Source organism: Streptomyces sp. NPDC002773 (genome assembly GCF_040295605.1).
In the GTDB taxonomy this organism is placed as follows: domain Bacteria; phylum Actinomycetota; class Actinomycetes; order Streptomycetales; family Streptomycetaceae; genus Streptomyces.
Map to the genome: position 1 here is coordinate 1 of NZ_JBEOVO010000036.1, position 16,814 is coordinate 16,814.

A 16,814-nucleotide genomic window follows, 5' to 3' on the forward strand; every position below is an offset into this window, starting at 1 on the left:
ACGATCACCACCCCGGGCGGCAAGACCCAGGCCTCGGTCGTCTACGGCACCACCGACGACGTGGTCCTCCAGGCCACCGACGGCAACGGCGGTACCGCTGCCGCAGGACGCGACACGCCGCGCCGAGGTCCGCTTCTACGACTACGCGCGGGACGAGCTCATCACCCGGACCGTCAACCTCGACACCGGCAAGGTCGAGCATTCCGCCGCGCAGCGCGGCGTCCAGCCCTCCGCCCATCCCGAGGAGCTGCGCGAGGCCCTGGAACTGATCCTCGCGAGCCCGCTCGGCAAGGGCGTCGCGGAGGACTACAAGGACGCCACCGGCAAGGAGCTCACCTCCACCGCGCAGCTGTGGTTCAACGGCGACGTCTACCGCACCTACCGCGAGGCGAACGTCCCCGCGCAGCTCGCCCGTTGCGGGGAGCACCGGTGCGTCCGGCTCGTCACCAAGGTCCTCAACGGGGCCTGGATCGACACCCGGAACCTGATCGTCGACCTCTCCGCGAGGACCGTCACCCGCGTCGGCTGACCACCGCCGCGACCGGTCCTCCCGCCCGATTCCGTACGAGGGAGTACGTTCCCATGTCCACCTCGCGAAACCCGCGCACGCGCAGGCGTGCCGCCGTCCTGACCGCGGCCGCCCTGCTCGGCACCGCCACGGCCGCCGCAGGCCCCGTCGCCGGGGCCACCGCCGCCCCCTCCGCCCCGAACCCTCCGGCCCCGACCCGTCCTGCTCCGGTGGTCCCGGCCGACTGCTCCACCGCGTACCGCATCACCCAGAAGCTCGACGGCGGCGCGACCTGGCGCATGTGCTGGCGCTACGACACCGACGCCGGACTCACGCTCGACAAGATCACCTACCAGCCGCCCGGCGCCGCCGCCCCCGTCAAGGTCCTCACCAGCGCCCGGCTCGCCCAGATCCACGTGCCCTACGACGACGGCGCCGCCGAGTACGACGACCTCACCGGCGCGGGCTTCGGCTGGGGCCTGCAGAACCTCAAGCCGGCCGAGTGCCCCGGCGGCACTATCACCACCGTCAAGGTGCCCGAGGTCGGACAGGTCAAGGGCCTGTGCACCACCACGCGGGCGCGTGGCCACGCGTACCGCATGGCCGCCGACACCGGCTCCGGGGTCTGGCAGGCCCAGGCCAAGGACCTGCTCGTCTACACCGTCAACAAGGTCGGCTGGTACGAGTACATCTCCGAGTGGCGGTTCTCCGCCGACGGCACCATCGGCGCCAACGTCGGAGCCACCGGCAGCCTCTCGCCCGTCGACTACAACGCCACCGACGGCCGCGGCTGGCCCATCGGCAAGGGCGCCCGCGCCTACGCCACCAGCCACGCCCACAACGTGTTCTGGAAGCTCGACTTCGGTCTCGACGGCTCCACCAAGGACCGGATCGAGCAGTTCGACTCCACCGTCACCCCGCCCGTGGGCGGCGGCGGACCGACCGTGAAGACCAAGCGGACCGTCGTCACCAAGGAACTCGCCGGCGACGCGAAGAACATGCGCTGGTGGCGGGTGGTCAGCGGCACCGGCAAGAACGCCGACGGCCACGCCCGCTCGTACGAGATCGCGCCCGGCCACACCGACACCCACGCGGGGCGCGGCTTCACCAAGCACGACGTGTACTTCACGCAGGCGCGTGCCTGCGAGCAGTTCGCGAGCAACAACATCGGCAACTGCGCGCCGGGCGCGGGCGACAGTGTCGACAAGTGGGTCAACGGCGAGACGCTGACCAAGCCGTCCGTGTGGGTCAACATCGGGTTCCACCACATCGCCCGGGACGAGGACCAGCAGCCGATGCCGGTCCACTGGCAGGGCTTCCAGCTCGCACCCAGGGACGTAACCGCTATGAATCCGCTCACTCCGGCCGATCTCGCCTCCCAGAACGGGCAGCCCGATCTGGGGAGTTGAGCAAGCAGCCTGACGATCCTGCTGCACCGCCTCCCGCTCGCGGAGTACCCTTCCTTGATCGTTGTCGGACCGGTCGACACGGGCGTCCAGGAGCAGAAGGCGGTGCGCGGGTGAGCTCGGGAGGTCTTGAGCTGCCCCCAGGTGACGCGGGTCACGAGGGGGGCCCGGCCGACCCCGCGGAGGCGCCGCCCGGCGCGGTCGCGCCGCCGGGAGCAGTGCCGCCCGGCACGGTCACCGTCGCCCGGCCGGTGGAGATCGGGGCGGAGCTCGACTGGGGCGCCGAGGCGTGGAGCGAGGTACGCACCCGCGCCCAGCGCGCCGGACGGGCGTACATCTGGCTGAATCTCGTCGAACAGCGGCTCCGGGCCGTGGTCGCCGCCGTCCTGCGGCCCGTGTACGAGCCGGTGCACGGCGAGGAGTGGGTGGTGGCCGCGGCGGGCCCGGCCGGCCAGGAGTGGGTGCAGCGGGCCGTCGCCGTGCGCGAGGTGTCGCGGCGCAAGGGCTACCTCCTCGACCCGGCCGACGACAACGTGCTGAGCTTCCTCACGCTCCCGCAGCTTCGGGAGCTGATGGTCCAGCACTGGCCCTGCTTCGAGCCCTACTTCGACGACCGGCGCGAGGTCGAACTCGCCCTCGACGAGCTGGAGGTCACGCGCAACGTGGTCTCCCGCAACCGGGCCCTCTCGCTGACCGTGCTCGCCCAGTCCGAGCGGGCCTCCGCCCGCATCCTGGAGATCCTCGGCAGCGGCGCCGGGGTGCCGTCCGCCGACCGGCTGCCCGTGGACGCGGTCGAGGACCTCGTCGGGGACCGGTACGCGGACGTGGTCTCCGTCCACCCCGACCGGGTGCGGCTCCAGCGGCAGCTGCCGGCCGAGGACCTCTTCGGCGGGGCCCGCCGCCTCGACGCGACCGGCATAGGCCTCAATCTGCTCGTGCAGAACTTCTCCGGCCGCCGCATGGTCCGGCTCGCCGAGTCCGGCTGCCGGACCCGGCTCCTCTTCCTCAACCCCGCGAGCAGCGCGGTCAAGCGGCGCGAGCGGGAACTCGGCCTCAAGAAGGGCGAGCTGAGCCGCTCCGTCGAGATGAACATCCTGCACATGCGCCGGGTCCGCTCCAAGCTCCGCGACCCGGGCGCCTTCCAGATCCACGTCTTCGACGAGACCCCCCGCTTCACCGCCTACCTGGTGGACGGCGACGGCCCGGACGGCGTCGGCGTCGTGCAGTCCTACCTCCGCCGGGCCCGGGGCATGGAGGCGCCGGTCCTCGTCCTGCGCGGCGGCGGGCGGAACGTGGTGCGCCACGGCCAGGGATTCCGTGACGGCGATCACGGACTTTTCGAGACATACCGGGAGGAGTTCGAGTCGGTCTGGCTCGACTCACGGCCCGTCTCCTGACGCCCCGCAGGGGGACCCGGGGGCGATGTCAGTGGTGCGTGCGAGGGTGGTCAGCACCACGGGGGAGATCACAAAAGGAGGACCCGATGGCTTGGCATGGGGAACCGATGGTCGGCTTCGACCTGGAGACGACCGGCACCGATCCGCTGGAGGCCCGTATCGTCACGGCCTCGATCGTCGGCTACTACGGCGGACGGGTCAGCCGGCAGCGCGACTGGCTCGCCGACCCCGGCATCCGCATCCCCGAACAGGCCTCCGCGATCCACGGCATCAGCAGCGAGCGGGCCGCGGCCGAGGGCCGTCCGGTGCGCGAGGTCGCCCACGAGATCGCGGAGACCCTGACCGGGTACTGGAACCAGGGCGTGCCGATCGTCGCGTACAACGCCTCCTTCGACCTGACGCTCCTCTCCGCGGAGCTGCGCCGCCACGGGCTGCCCTCACTGAGCGAGCGCCGCGGCGGCGCCGGCATCGGGCCCGTCATCGACCCGTACACCATCGACCGGGCCGTCGACCGCTACCGGCGCGGCAAGCGGACCCTGGAAGCCGTCTGCGGGGAGTACGGCGTGGTGCTCGAAGCCGCCCACCAGGCCGCCGCCGACGCGCTCGCCGCCGTCCGGGTCGCCGTCGCGATAGCCGAGCGGCACCCCGAGGTCGCCGCGCTGAGCCCGACCGAACTGCATGAGCGGCAGATCGGCTGGTACCGCCTCTGGGCCGAGAACTTCCAGGACTTCCTGCGCCGCAAGGGCGACACGGAGGCGGTCGTCGACCCCACATGGCCCCTGCGCGAGGCGGTCACGGCGGTCTCGTACTAGGGCGTGCCCGGCGGATCAGGGCCGGACACGCCCTGGCGCCTCGACGTCAGAACGGGTACCAGCGCACCTCCGGGTCGCCGTCCCGCAGCGAGGCCACCCGCCGCTCGAACTCGGCACGGGCCGCAGGGTTCGTCGGGGCGTGTTGTGCCACCCACGCGCAGCTCGCCGTCTCCCGGGCCCCCCGCAGCACCGCGCAGCCCTCCCACTCCCGGACGTCCCAGCCGTACGCCTCCGTGAACGCCTCGTACGCCGCCGGATCGAGGCCGTACCGGTCCCGGGAGAGAGCGAGTACCACGAGGTCGTGCTCGCGCAGGTCGGAGGAGAAGGTCTCCAGGTCCATCAGGATCGGGCCCTCGGGGCCGACGAGCACGTTCCGGGGGAGGGCGTCACCATGGATCGGACCCGGCGTCAGACGCGGGGTCAGGGCCGCGGCCGCCGGCGCGAAGGCGTCGCGCCGCTCGCGCAGGAAGGCCGCGTCCGCCGGGTCGATCGCGTCCCCCGCAAGACGCAGCCACCGCTCCACCCCGCCGAGCAGATCGCGGCGCGGCAGCGTGAAGCCCACCGGCTCCGGCAGGGCGTGGACGGCGCGCAGCAGCGGCGCCAGATCACGGGGCTCCGCGGGCCGCACCGCCTCGGGCAGCCGGTGCCAGAGCGTCACCGGGTGCCCGTCGACCAGGAGCGGCTTCTCCTCGGCGGCCCGCGCCGCCGGGATCCCCGCCCCGGCGAGCCAGCCGGCGAGCGCCACCTCCCGCTCGGCCCGCTCGAACACCTCCGCGTCCCGACCCACCTTCACGGCGAGAGCGCCCACGGCGAAGACCGCGTTCTCACCGAGGGCGAGGAGCCGCGCCTCCGCCACCGGCAGCCCCGCCGCCGCCAGGATCTCCCGCGCCCGCGCCTCGTCCATCGACCTCTCCCTCACCTGTGCGATTGCGCCAAAGTCTCGCATCCACGCAGCTCATCACGCAGGTCGCCTTGACGGGCCCACGGTCCGTCAGGACCATGGCGGGGTTCCCACGGCGGCGAAGGCAGGCGGACGGGGGGTCCGATCGGTGAGCTCGGAGACCGCGACGAAGCGGCCGGGCGGGACGCGCACACCGCGCGCCGCCCACGGGACACGCCCGCGCGGCCCCGACTTCGGCGCCTGGTTCCTGGTCCTCCCGGCGCTCCTTCCCATCCTTGTCCTCAGCGTCGGCCCGCTGCTCTACGGCATCGCGCTCGCCTTCACCGACGCCCAGTCAGGCCGCACCCAGGCCACCCGGTGGGTCGGCACCCTCAACTTCCAGGACCTGCTGCACGACACCCTCTTCTGGGACTCGTTCCGCATCGGCGTGATCTGGGCGGTCGGCGTCACCGTCCCGCAGTTCCTGCTCGCCCTCGGCCTCGCCCTCCTCCTCAACCAGAACCTCCGCTTCCGGTGGCTGGCACGGGCCCTCGCCATCGTCCCCTGGGCGATGCCCGAGGTCGTCGTCGGCATCATGTGGCGGCTCGTCTACAACCCCGACGCCGGCATCCTCAACGAGACCCTGCGCGGCCTCGGCCTCGGCCAGGGCCACGACTGGCTCTCCGGACTCGCCACCGCCCTGCCCGCCGTCATCGTCGTCGGCGTCTGGGCGGGCATGCCGCAGACCACCGTCGCCCTCCTCGCCGGACTCCAGAACACCCCGAAGGAACTCCACGAGGCCGCCGCCCTCGACGGCGCCGGAGCCTGGCGCCGCTTCCGCGCCGTCACCTGGCCCGCGCTCAGACCCGTCGCCCTCGCCATCACCGCCCTCAACCTCATCTGGAACTTCAACTCCTTCGCCCTGGTCTACGTCCTGACCAACGGCGGACCCGGCGGCCGCACCCGGCTCCCCATGCTCTTCGCCTACGAAGAGGCCTTCCGCTACGGACAGTTCGGCTACGCCGCCGCCATGGGCTGCGTGATGATCGCCGCCGTCTCGGTGCTCATCGCCCTCTCCCTCGTACGCCGGCTGAAAGGGGACCAGGACCGGTGAGCGCCCTCCGGACGAGCAGACCCGCGCGGATCGGCCAGTACCTCGCCCTCCTCGCGTACCTGGTCTTCCTCGCCTTCCCCTTCCTCTGGCTGGTCTCCACTGCCTTCAAGCCCGCCCCCGAGCTGGCCTCGCTCCACCCCACCTGGATCCCCGAGGAGCCCACGCTCGGCAACTTCCGGCAGGCGTTCGACGAGCAGCCGCTGCTCAGGGCCGCCGCGAACAGCCTGCTCGCCGCGGTCTCGGCCGCCGTGATCGCGGTGGCCGTCGCGACCCCGCTCGCCTATGTGACGGCCCGCCACAAGGGCAGGCTCGCCTCCGCCGCCACCGGCTGGGTGGTGATCAGCCAGGCCTTCCCGTTCGTCCTGGTGATCATCCCGCTCTTCCTGATCCTCAAGAACCTGCACCTCGTCAACAGCGTCTTCGGCCTCGTCCTCGTCTACGTGGTCTGGTCGCTGCCCTTCGCCCTCTGGATGCTGATGGGATACGTCAGGGCCGTCCCCGCCGAACTGGAGGAGGCCGCCGCAGTCGACGGCGCCGGGCGGCTCCGTACCCTCGTCTCCGTCACCGCCCCGCTGCTCGCCCCCGGCATCGTCGCCACCGCCCTCTTCGCCTTCGTCACCGCGTGGAACGAGTTCTTCTTCGCGCTCGTCCTGCTCAAGACCCCGGAGAAGCAGACCCTGCCGGTCGTCCTCACCCACTTCCTCGGCGCCGAGGGCGTCGCCGACCTCGGCCCGCTGGCCGCAGCGGCCTTCCTCGCGACACTGCCGTCCCTCGTCGTCTTCGCCGTCCTCCAACGACGGATCACCGGCGGGATGCTGGCAGGGGCGGTGAAGTCATGAGACGGATCCTGACCGCCGCCGCCGCGCTCGCCCTGCTCCTCACCGGCTGCACGGCGGGGGACGAGGGCTCCGACCACGGAGTCGTACGGCTCCGCTTCCAGTCCCTCGCCTGGCAGAAGGAGTCCGTCGACGCCAACAAGCAGCTGGTGAAGGAGTGGAACGCCGCCCACCCCGACGTCCAGATCGACTACGTCCAGGGCAGCTGGGACTCCGTCCACGACCAGCTCCTCACCTCCTTCGAGGGCGGCGAGGCACCCGACATCATCCACGACGCCTCCGACGACCTGGCCGACTTCGCCTACGGTGGCCACCTCGCCGACCTGCGCCCCCTGCTGCCCGAACGGCTCCGCGCCGACATCCCCGCCCGCAGCTGGGAGACCACCACCTTCGGCGAGGGGATCTACGGCGTGCCGTTCCTCCAGGAACCGCGCGTGATCATCGCCAACCGGAAGATCCTCGAATCCTCAGGCGTCCGCGTCCCCACCCCCGAGAAGCCGTGGACCTGGACCGAGTTCCGGCAGATCGCCCAGGACCTCACCCGGAAGATGGGCCCCGGCCGGTACGCCGTCGCCTGGCCGCTCAAGGAGCCCGTCTCCGTCAGCCTCAACCTCGGGCTCTCCGCGGGCGGCCGGCTCTTCCACCGGGAGCCCGACGGACGGGTCACCGTCCGCTTCACCGAGGCCGACGCCGTCGTCCCCGGCACCCTCCACGACCAGGTCGTCACCGACCGCACCGCCCCGCGCACCACGCTCGGCAGCGGCGGCTCCGACACCCTCCCCGGCTTCTTCGCCGGCAAGTACGCCATGGTCCCGCTGGGCTTCGCCTACCGGCAGCAGATCGCCCAGCAGGCCCCCGAGGGCTTCGAATGGACGGTGCTGCCCGCCCCCGCCGGGAGCGCCGGGCTCACCCAGGGCGTCTCCCCGCAGACCCTGTCGATCGCCGAGGACAGCCCGTACAAGAAGGAAGCGGTGGAGTTCCTCGACTTCTTCCTGCGGCCGGCGAACATGGTGCGGCTCGCGCGCGGCGACTGGATGCTGCCCACCGGCACGGCCGCGCTCGCCGACCCCTCCCTGCACACCGCCGAGAACGGCTGGGCCACCGGGGCCGCGGTGGCCGGGCACCTGCGACCCGCGCCCGCGCAGTCGGTACGGGGCTATCCGGAGTGGAAGGACAAGGTGGCGACCCCGGCCTTCCAGGAGTACTACAGCGGGGCCATCGACGAGGCCGAACTCCGCGAACGGCTGGTCGAGGACGGCAACCGCGTCCTTGCCCGCTATCAGCGCAAATGATGGATTCGTCATTACGAAACCTTGTTGAATAAGTCACAGATGGGTGACGGGTCTTCTCCCCGATCGCCTCCATCGGCGAGTGTTCGAACCGGCCACCGTGCCGCCCCCCACGAGGCACGGTGGCCGACCTAAGGTGAACGCATGGCGAAGACATACGCGGCCCTGCTCCGCGGCATCAACGTGAGCGGACACCGCAAGGTACCGATGCCGGAGCTCCGGTCCGTCCTCGAAGGCCTCGGCCACCGGAACGTCCGCACCTACCTCCAGAGCGGGAACGCCGTCTTCACCACCGACTCGCCCGCAGGCGAGGACGGACTCACCACTCAGGTCGAGGACGCGATCGAGCACCGGTTCGGCTTCCGCGTCGACTGCCTCGTCCGCGACGGCGACTACCTCGCGGCCGTCGCCGACGCCTGCCCCTTCCCCGCCGCCGACCTCGAGGGCAAGCAGCTGCACGCCTTCTACTTCTCCGGCCCCGCCGACCCGGAGCGCTTCGCCGCCATCGACCAGCAGGCCCACCACCCCCAGGCGTTCGCCCTCGGCGACCGGGTCCTCTACCTCTACGTCCCCGAAGGCCTGGGCAGATCCACACTCGCCGATGCCGTCAACAGGCCGTCCGTCGTCAAGGGCCTGGTGGTCACCGCCCGCAACTGGAACACCGTGGTCAAGCTCGTGGAGATGACACGGGAGGAGTGACGGCGAAGCCGCCCGGCCCGGGAGCCGCCGATCGGACCAGCCGCCCCCTCACACGAGGCGACAGCTGCCGTCGAGACCCGCGAGCTTGCCCGACAGGCGCAGGAAGCGGCCGAATCCCCTGGGCCGGACGCGGGTGCGCAGGGTCACGACCGCGTCGACGGGGCGATCCGCCGGGGCCCGGACGAGGAGCCGCAGTTCCTCGTTGACATGCAGGAACTCCCGGTCGGACGCCCTGAAGTCCCAGTAGGCCGTGGAGAATCCGACGCCGGACGACGTGATGCGCGGGCAGTAGACGGTCCGACGCCTCAGGACCTCGGGACCCGCCTCCACACCGAGCGGCGTCCCCGCCACGCTGAACGTGAGACTGGCCCCCAGCGTGGTCTCGATCTCCTGCGGGGTGTCCCCCTCCACCAGGGTGGGCGACATGGCCGCGACAGTGGCCCCGGGAGTCGGGGAGAGATCGAGGACCAGACGGGACCAGACGACCGTGGACTCGGGATGCGTCTGGACCACCAGGATCAGAGGGATGTCGTACCCCTGGATCCCGGCCTCGCCGGCGTCCACCGGTGTGACCTCACCCCGGGCGAGTCCGATCCGCGTCTCACGCCGCAGGATCCGTACCGTCGTCTCGTCGACCGTGCTGAAGGCCCTGTCGGCCTCGTCCTCCTCCACGGTCGGCTCGACGAGCCCCACCAACCGGAAGCTGTCCGGGAGCCGGGGCGAGAGGTCCGAGGTGTCCGTCATGACTGCTCCATCCGCTAGAGGATCTCGGGGGGTGTGGCGGTCCTGCCGCCGGTGGTCCGGTCCGCCCGCCACTCCCCGAGCAGGCAGAACGCGGCCCAGCGGTCGAGACGGTCCCCGCCGGGCCGGTCGCGGGAGGCGAGAACCGCCGCCCGCAGCGCGTGCGCCGGAGTCGCGCCCGCCAGGGTCAGGTCGTGGAACGACCCCATGATGTCGGCGGTCGAACGGTCAGGAACCCGCCACAGGCTCATGACGAGGGACCGCACCCCGGAGAAGAGGAGGGACCGGCTCAGCCCCAGCACCTCGTCGGACCGGTCGGCACCTCCGAGGCCGGTCTCGCACGCCGAGAGGACGGCCAGCCGCACGCCGTGCCAGTCCTCCCGCAGGATGTCCCGTCCGGTGAGCGGCCCGTCCGCGAGCGCAAGACCCGAGGACAGCGGGTCGTCCGCCCTGAAGGTCGCGTGGCAGGCGGCGTGGAGGATCTCGGCACCGCGCATCGCGTCGAGCACCCGCCGCCGTGTCGCGTCGGCGCCCAGGAGCGGCTCGGTGCCCAGGCGCGCGGCGAGCAGGCGCGCCTCCTCACGTGCGTACGGCAGGTCGCCCCCGGGATCACCGAGCACCACGGCTCCCCGCCCGATCCGCGACTCACGGTGGGTGAGGGTGCGCAGCAGCGAGACGCTCGGCAGGTACGCGACCGGGTTCCGCTCGATCAGCGACTCCGGTCCGTCGGGACACAGCGCGTGGAAGGGCACGTTGTGCAGGGGGCCGGTCGGGCAGATCACCACGGTGTCCTCCGGCCGGGTCAGGGCCGCCAGCGGGGCGACGAGCGGTGAGAGCACCTGCTGGAAGAGGCCGGGCATGTCGATGGCCATCTCCCTGACCTGCCCGGCACTTCCGAGGTTGTCCTCCACGAATCGCGCCAGGCGCGCCCCGTCCGCGTCGATCGGTGTGACGGTGAGTCCGGAGCGCGGGTCGAGCGCGAAGAGCACGATCCGGCCGTCGTCGAGCCGGGCGTACGAGGCCACCACGACCTGCTCCCCGCGCAGTTGCGCGAGGGCCGAACCGGCCGTGACGGCCGCCGCGGAGCGCACCTCGGCGTACTCCTCGCCCGACACGTGGAGCGCCGCCATCTCCGACCAGAGGGCGCGCAGCTCCCGTTGCACGGTCTGGAGCCTCGCCCAGTTCGTGCGCGGTGCCTGTTCCAGCGCCGTGCGTTCGCGCAGAAGCGCGGACTCGCGGCCGATCAGATCGGCCGGAACGCCGTCCGGCGGTCTGAGGTCCGCGGTGCCCAGCGTCTCGAGGAGCGTACGGGAACGCAGCCGTTCCGAGGCGCTGAAGGCGGCTTTGAACCGGTCGGCGTCCCCGGACGCGGCGGCGCTGTCCAGGCGGTACTGGACGAGCAGCTCGTACACCTCGGCGCGTTCCTCCTGGAGGCGCCGCCGCAGGGCGGGATCGGGCTGAGCGGACCGTACGAGATCGGAGAGTTCGACGCCCAGTTCGAGGACGCGGATCGCGGTCTCCGGCTCGTCGGCCGCCCAGGCGGCCCGGGCCATGGGGGCGACGACCTGCCAGGCCCGCTCGGCGTTCTCGATGCGTACCGGTGCGCCGGGACCGCGGCGCGGGCGCCACACCAGGGGGGAGTCGCTGTCCGCGGCCACCCCGGACAGCTGGAGGACGTGCTCGTACGCCTCCAGGGGGTCTCCGAGCTCGGGGCGGGTGCCGAGGATCTCGGCGGTGAGCACCCAGTCGGACGCGAGCCGGTCCGCGTTCCCCGAGTTGTGCCGGCGGGCCAGGGCCGCGTGTCTCAGCGCCGTGCGCTGCGGCCCGAGGATGCGCAGGGCCCGCGCGCGGGTGTGGTGGACCAGGGCGAGCGCGTGCTCGACGGGACTCTGCCCCGCCTCGCGCACGGCGAGCGGCAGCGCGGCGTCGAGCAGGCGGAAGCACGCGTCCGGTTCCCCGTCCATGAGCGCGACGAGGGCCTGCGCGCACAGCGCCGCGATCCGGGTGTGGTCGGAGGGCGGTGCTTCCTCGCGCCACCGGTCCGCGAGCAGGTCGTACCGCTCGGCGGCCTCGGCGTCCCCGCAGCGCTCGGCCGCCGCGGCGAGCTCCGCGTACAGGTCGGCGCGGGGGTTCTCCCGATGGGCGAAGGGGCCCAGGAGGCCGGTCAGCGGCCTGCCGATCAGCTCGCGCTCCTCCCGGTCCCGCTCCAGCCAGGCCTCGGCGTCTCTCAGCACGGCGAACGCTTCGGCGTAGCGCCCGAAGTCGGTGAGGAACCCCGCCTTCATTCCCAGGCCGTGGGAGACGAGTAGGGCGCGACCGGGGAATTCAGGGGTGTCCTGTGACCACTGGGACGGAAGGTCGGTCGCGAGCTGCACCTGGCGTTCCGCCATGAGCAGCGCGCGCCCTGTCTCCCCGGCCTTCGCGTTCCACTGCCAGGAGAGCGTCCTGAGGGTGAGGAGCGCGGAGTCGAGCCGGTCGGGCAGCCATCGGTCCTGCCACCGTGCGAACGCGTCGTCGTCCGTCAGCGCGTCGAGGAGCTCGGCCGTCCAGGGCTCGCGTTCGCGGAGCGTGGCTTCGAACAGCGCGGGCATGCGGTGGCGCACACCGGCGGCAGAGAGAGCGTCGTGCTCATCCTCCTCCTCGGCGGAGCCCGGCCCGTCGGTCCGGGCGGCACCGTCGGTCCGGCCGGGCGCCTGAGGCGCGGCCGGACGCCGTAACCTGCGCCAGGCGCGCCGCACCCGCGACATCTTCGGTGGAGCCGCTGCCGGTTCCTCCGGGGAAGCGGGCTCCGTGCCGTCCCGGCGGGCGTCGTCCGCCCCGCCGTCGGACTCCGTCGCCGGGGGGAGGGACGCGAGTGCCTGCCGGGCGCCCCCGTACCCGGGGTCGAGCGCGAGGGCCCGCTCGTAGCAGGCGCGGACCTCCGCGGTGTCGGCGGACGTCTTCCGCAGCGCGTCACCGAGGAAACGCCAGGCCATCGGGGTCTCCTCGACCGCGAGCGACTCCTCGAAATAGGCACGGGCCACCGCGAACTGGTCCTGGACGAAGTACACGTCGCCGAGGAACAGGAGGGCCTGCACATGATCGGGACACAGCCGCAGAGCGCCGTCGTAACACGTGACGGCCCGGTCGAACTCGCGTTGGGCGAAGTGGGCTTCGGCACGGCGGAAGAGCTCGTCCGCCTCGGACGGCGGCGCTTCGGGTGAGCGCGCCCCCGGTGGGATGCCGAGGAGGTCCGCCACCCGCGCCGCGGTCTCGGGCGCTTCGGCGGCGAGCGTGCGGAACAGCTCCTCCCCGTCGGGGCCGCCGACGATCATCGCCGCGGCGATGTGGGCCTGGATCTCTCCCGGCGCCAGGGCCGCGGCGGCCGACGGATCGATGGTCAGCGTGCCGTCGGCGTAGTGGGCGGCGAGGGGAGTGGACCGTAAAGGATGCGAGAGCTCCGCGCGCGCGGCGCTCGGGAGCAGCGCGGCGGTCTCCTCCGCCTCGGTGAGACGGGCCAGATGATCGGCCCACCGGGGCGCGTCGGGGGAACCCGCTTCCGCGAGGAGGACGGCCAGGTGGTGGGTGAGGCGCTCCTCGCCGGGCACGGGCGGCTCCGACACGAGCGCACGGAGAACGGCCGCGCCCTCCTCGGGAGCACCCACCTGCCGGTACGTCTCCGCCAGCCGGAGGGCGAGGTCCATGTCGTCGGGGCGCGCGGCGTTCCAGGGCTTGAGAACCGCCAGCAGGTCCTGCGGCCGACCGCCGTTCTGGTAGAAGAGCGCCAGCAGGTCCTGGAACAGGGTGGTGCCGTGGTGGGCGGCGAACGCCGCGTCGAGCAGCCGCGCCCGTGCGGCAGCGGTCTCCGGAGTGTCGGCCTCCGCGATCATCCGCCGTGCGGTCACCCATCTCAACTCGGCCGCCTCGTCGGGATCGTGGTCCCGCAGCCACTCCGCCAACAGCGCCGCGGCCTCCGGATCTCCGAGCCCCCAGGCACGCGCCGCCGTCTCCCGGGCGGACAGGCGGACGTCCAGGGAGCGGAGCACGGCTTCCCTCACTTCCCCCGAGCCCCGACCGGTGAGCGTCGTCAGCTCCGTCGCCACCGCGGATCGCAAGGCGGCCGCGTCCGGGCCGTCGGAGGCGGCCACGAGCCGACCGATCGTCGCGAGGGACCGGGCGAGGGGAGCCTCCCCCGCCGACAGCACGTGAAGCGCGTGGGCGAACTGCCGCAGGGCCTCCTCGTCCTCGCCGTGCCGCAGGGCAGCGGCGCCCCGCAGCACGTGGGACTCGCGACGCAACTCCTCCGACAGGACGCTGTCGTCGGTGACCAGTCGGACGCCGAGCGAGGCCATGGCCAGGACGTCCCCGAGAGCGGCGGCCGCCGGATCGTCCCGCCATGCCGTCCCGGCCCCCTCCGCCATCTGGACCAGGTCGCTCAGCAGGTACGCCAACGCGTCGCCGGGAAGGGTGGCGATCACGGGCTGCACCACCTTGGCCGACTGGGAGCCCAGCTGCTGGATGCGGTCGGCGGCGGCCCGAGGGCCGTCCGGAGCACGCGCGGTGGAGAGCTCCTCGCGCTCGGCCGCCCACAGCCGGATCACGGCCCAACCGAACACGCCGCACCCCCTTGCGTCATGTCTGACCCGCGTGCCGCGCGGGGCACATCCGTAAGGGAGAACGCCGGAACGCCCGGCGCGGTTCCGCCGGAGGGCGTCAGCCGGCGACGGCCACGCGGACGTCCGTCCGAGCCGCCTCGTCGTAACGCTCCACGAGCAGCGCCGCCAGTTCGGGGGACGGGCCGAGGACGTCCGCCAGGGCGTCCGCGCCGGCCGCGCCCGCCGCGATCCGGTCGGGGAGGCGGCCCGGGGCGATCACGTACGGGGCGACCGCCACCCGGCGCACGCCGTCGGCGCGCAGGGCGCGGACCGCGTCCTCGGTCCTCGGCAGAGATGCGGAGGCGAACGCGGGCCGCACGGAGCACCAACCGGTGCGCCGCAGCTCCCGCGCCGTTTCTGCGATCGCCGCGATCGCCTCCGGGTCGGTGGAGCCCGCCGAGGCCAGGACGACCCCGGTCGTGCTCTTGTCGGCGGGGCTGAGCCCCGCCTCGTGAAGACGCCGTTCCAGCGCCGCGATCAGCAGCGGCGAGGGGCCGAGGACCTCCGCCTGCCGGATCCGCAGGGACGGCGGAGCCTGGCGCAGTACGGCGGGGATGTCGGCCTTCGCGTGGAAGGCCCGGGTCAGCAGCAGCGGCAGCGCCACCACGTCCCGTACCCCCTCGGCGGCGAGCCGGTCGAGCACCCCCGTCACCGAGGGCAGGTTGAAGTCCAGGAACGCCGTCTCCACCCGCAGCCCCGGCCGCAGCGCACCGGCCCGGCGCACGAGCGCCTGGACGGTCGCCGCGTGCCGCGGGTCGCGGCTGCCGTGGGCGATGACGAGGAGGACGGGGCGGTTCATGGCGGGGCTCAGCCCTTCGTGAGCAGACCGCGGCGGCGCAGCACCGCACGCTCCAGCGGGCTGAAGATCAGCAGGTCGATGGCGATGCCGACGAGCAGGATCAGGATGATCGCCAGGAAGATGCCCGCCATGTCGATGTTGTTGCGGCCGTTCTCCAGGAGCTGGCCGAGGCCGAGGCCCAGGTCGGGGGAGGACGCGATGATCTCCGCGGCCATCAGCGAACGCCACGAGAACGCCCAGCCCTGCTTCAACCCCGCCAGATAACCCGGCAGCGCGGCCGGCATGACGATGAACCAGGCGCCCCTGAGGCCGGTCGCGCCGAGCGTCTGCCCGGCGCGGAGATAGAGCGGCGGGACCTGGTCGACACCGGCGACCAGGCCGTTCGCGATCGACGGGACGGCGCCCAGCAGGATCACCGCGTACATCATGCTGTCGTTCAGGCCGAGCCACAGGACGGCGGGCGCCACCCAGGCCACCGAGGGCAGCGACTGGAGCCCGGCGAGGATCGGACCGATCGCCGCGCGCACGAACTTCACCCGCGAGACGAGGAGGCCGAGCGGGGTGCCGATGGCGAGGGCCAGGAGGAAGCCGAACAGGGCCCGGGACATGCTGGTCCACAGGACGTCGAGGAGCGTGCCCTCCAGCCACATCGTGGTCAGGCTGTCCCACACCGCGGACGGGGCGGGCAGCTTGTACTCGTCGGTGACCTTGAACGTGACGAGCAGCTGCCACACCACGAGGACGAGCGCGACGGCGACGACCGGCGGCAGCACCTTCTTGAGCAGCACCTCACGGACCGGGGTCCGCCGGATCTGCACGCTGTCGAGGGCGTCCAGACCGGCCTCCAGGCCGGCCAGGTCGTCGGCCTTCCGCGCCTTTGGCGTCTGAGTGGTCGTTTCAGTGCTGGCCATGACGGCGGATCTCCCCACGCAGGTGCTCGGTGATCTCGAGGGACAGCTCCGCGACGTCGGAGTCCTCGATGCGGCGCGGCTGAGGGATGTCGATGGTCCACTCGTGCGCGATCCGGCCCGGCCGGGACGAGAGGAGGACGACACGCTCGGCAAGGCGTACGGCCTCACGCACGTTGTGGGTGACGAAGAGCACCGACAGCTTCGTCTCCCGCCAGATCCGGGTCAGTTCGTCGTGCAGCACGTCCCGGGTGATGGCGTCGAGCGCCGCGAACGGCTCGTCCATCAGGAGGAGGTCGCTGTCCTGGGCGAGCGCCCGGGCCAGCGCGACCCGCTGGCGCATGCCGCCGGACAGCTCGTGGACCCGCTTGCCGTACGAGCCGCCGAGCCGGACCAGGTCGAGCAGCCGCTCGGCCTCGGTCCGCCGCTCGGCCTTGGGCACCCCGCGCAGCCGCAGGGCCAGTTCGATGTTCTTGCCCGCGGTGAGCCACGGGAACAGGGCGTGCTCCTGGAACATCAGGGCCGGCCGGCCGCCGGGGGTCTCGATGGACCCCGCGGACGGCCGGTCGAGCCCGGCGACCAGGTTGAGCAGCGTGGACTTGCCGCAGCCCGAGGCGCCCAGGAGGGTGACGAACTCGCCCGGGGCGACATCGAGCGAGATGTCGTCGAGGACGAGCTGCCCGCCGGCGGGTCCGCCGAAGGACTTGGAGACATGCTGGATACGGGCGGCATGGGTCACCGCCGCACGGTCCTCGGCCTTGGCGAGCGTCGCGGTCGTGGCCATGGTCGTC

General features: G+C 72.7%; 13 protein-coding genes and 1 pseudogene. 8 read left to right on the plus strand and 6 right to left on the minus strand.

The annotated features are described in order from the left end of the window. From ABT034_RS29880 to ABT034_RS29895, 4 genes and pseudogenes are all read left to right on the plus strand, one after another. A pseudogene (locus ABT034_RS29880) lies at window positions 1-529 on the plus strand (Tat pathway signal sequence domain protein); the annotation flags it as partial. 53 nt (window positions 530-582) lie between these two features. Then, a complete protein-coding gene (locus ABT034_RS29885) occupies window positions 583-1,917 on the plus strand; it encodes a copper amine oxidase (RefSeq protein ID WP_351220194.1) in 1,335 nt (444 codons plus the stop codon). Between the two features lie 110 nt (window positions 1,918-2,027). After that, complete coding sequence (locus ABT034_RS29890) at window positions 2,028-3,311, plus strand: DUF5919 domain-containing protein (protein ID WP_351220195.1); 1,284 nt, start codon at window positions 2,028-2,030, stop codon at window positions 3,309-3,311. Between the two features lie 86 nt (window positions 3,312-3,397). Then, window positions 3,398-4,123, plus strand: coding sequence for a 3'-5' exonuclease (locus ABT034_RS29895; RefSeq protein WP_351220196.1), 726 nt, complete (start codon window positions 3,398-3,400; stop codon window positions 4,121-4,123). Between the two features lie 46 nt (window positions 4,124-4,169). On the opposite strand, the gene ABT034_RS29900 is transcribed toward ABT034_RS29895, so the two are convergent. Beyond that, a complete protein-coding gene (locus tag ABT034_RS29900; RefSeq protein ID WP_351220197.1) occupies window positions 4,170-5,027 on the minus strand; it encodes a phosphotransferase enzyme family protein in 858 nt (285 codons plus the stop codon). Window positions 5,028-5,172: 145 nt separating this feature from the next. Here ABT034_RS29900 and ABT034_RS29905 point away from each other — a divergent pair, with 145 nt between their 5' ends. The 4 genes from ABT034_RS29905 to ABT034_RS29920 all read left to right on the plus strand — a co-directional run bounded on the left by ABT034_RS29905 (window position 5,173) and on the right by ABT034_RS29920 (window position 8,941). Continuing rightward, window positions 5,173-6,117, plus strand: a complete 945-nt coding sequence (locus tag ABT034_RS29905) for a carbohydrate ABC transporter permease (RefSeq protein WP_351220198.1) — start codon at window positions 5,173-5,175, stop codon at window positions 6,115-6,117. Further along, window positions 6,114-6,956 carry a carbohydrate ABC transporter permease gene (locus ABT034_RS29910; RefSeq protein WP_351220199.1) on the plus strand — a complete coding sequence of 281 codons (843 nt, stop codon included), beginning with the start codon at window positions 6,114-6,116 and terminating at the stop codon, window positions 6,954-6,956. Before ABT034_RS29905 ends, ABT034_RS29910 begins: the two co-directional genes overlap by 4 nt. Continuing rightward, on the plus strand, window positions 6,953-8,245 hold the full coding sequence (locus ABT034_RS29915) for an ABC transporter substrate-binding protein (protein WP_351220200.1): 1,293 nt from the start codon (window positions 6,953-6,955) through the stop codon (window positions 8,243-8,245). The genes ABT034_RS29910 and ABT034_RS29915 overlap by 4 nt, the downstream gene beginning before the upstream one ends. Before the next feature lie 141 nt (window positions 8,246-8,386). Continuing rightward, a complete protein-coding gene (locus ABT034_RS29920; RefSeq protein ID WP_351220201.1) occupies window positions 8,387-8,941 on the plus strand; it encodes a DUF1697 domain-containing protein in 555 nt (184 codons plus the stop codon). Between the two features lie 48 nt (window positions 8,942-8,989). Here the strand turns inward: ABT034_RS29920 and ABT034_RS29925 are convergent, their stop codons facing one another. The 5 genes from ABT034_RS29925 to ABT034_RS29945 form a co-directional block, all read right to left on the minus strand. Next, a complete protein-coding gene (locus ABT034_RS29925) occupies window positions 8,990-9,685 on the minus strand; it encodes a hypothetical protein (protein WP_351220202.1) in 696 nt (231 codons plus the stop codon). A gap of 14 nt (window positions 9,686-9,699) precedes the next feature. Continuing rightward, window positions 9,700-14,277 (minus strand): CHAT domain-containing protein, encoded by a 4,578-nt coding sequence (locus ABT034_RS29930; RefSeq protein WP_351220203.1) that lies wholly within the window; start codon window positions 14,275-14,277, stop codon window positions 9,700-9,702. Between the two features lie 97 nt (window positions 14,278-14,374). Further along, window positions 14,375-15,115, minus strand: coding sequence for a sirohydrochlorin chelatase (locus ABT034_RS29935; protein WP_351220204.1), 741 nt, complete (start codon window positions 15,113-15,115; stop codon window positions 14,375-14,377). Window positions 15,116-15,123: 8 nt separating this feature from the next. Then, complete coding sequence (locus tag ABT034_RS29940) at window positions 15,124-16,026, minus strand: ABC transporter permease (RefSeq protein WP_351220205.1); 903 nt, start codon at window positions 16,024-16,026, stop codon at window positions 15,124-15,126. Continuing rightward, window positions 16,013-16,807, minus strand: a complete 795-nt coding sequence (locus ABT034_RS29945) for an ABC transporter ATP-binding protein (RefSeq protein WP_351220206.1) — start codon at window positions 16,805-16,807, stop codon at window positions 16,013-16,015. Before ABT034_RS29945 ends, ABT034_RS29940 begins: the two co-directional genes overlap by 14 nt. Window positions 16,808-16,814 lie beyond the last annotated feature (7 nt).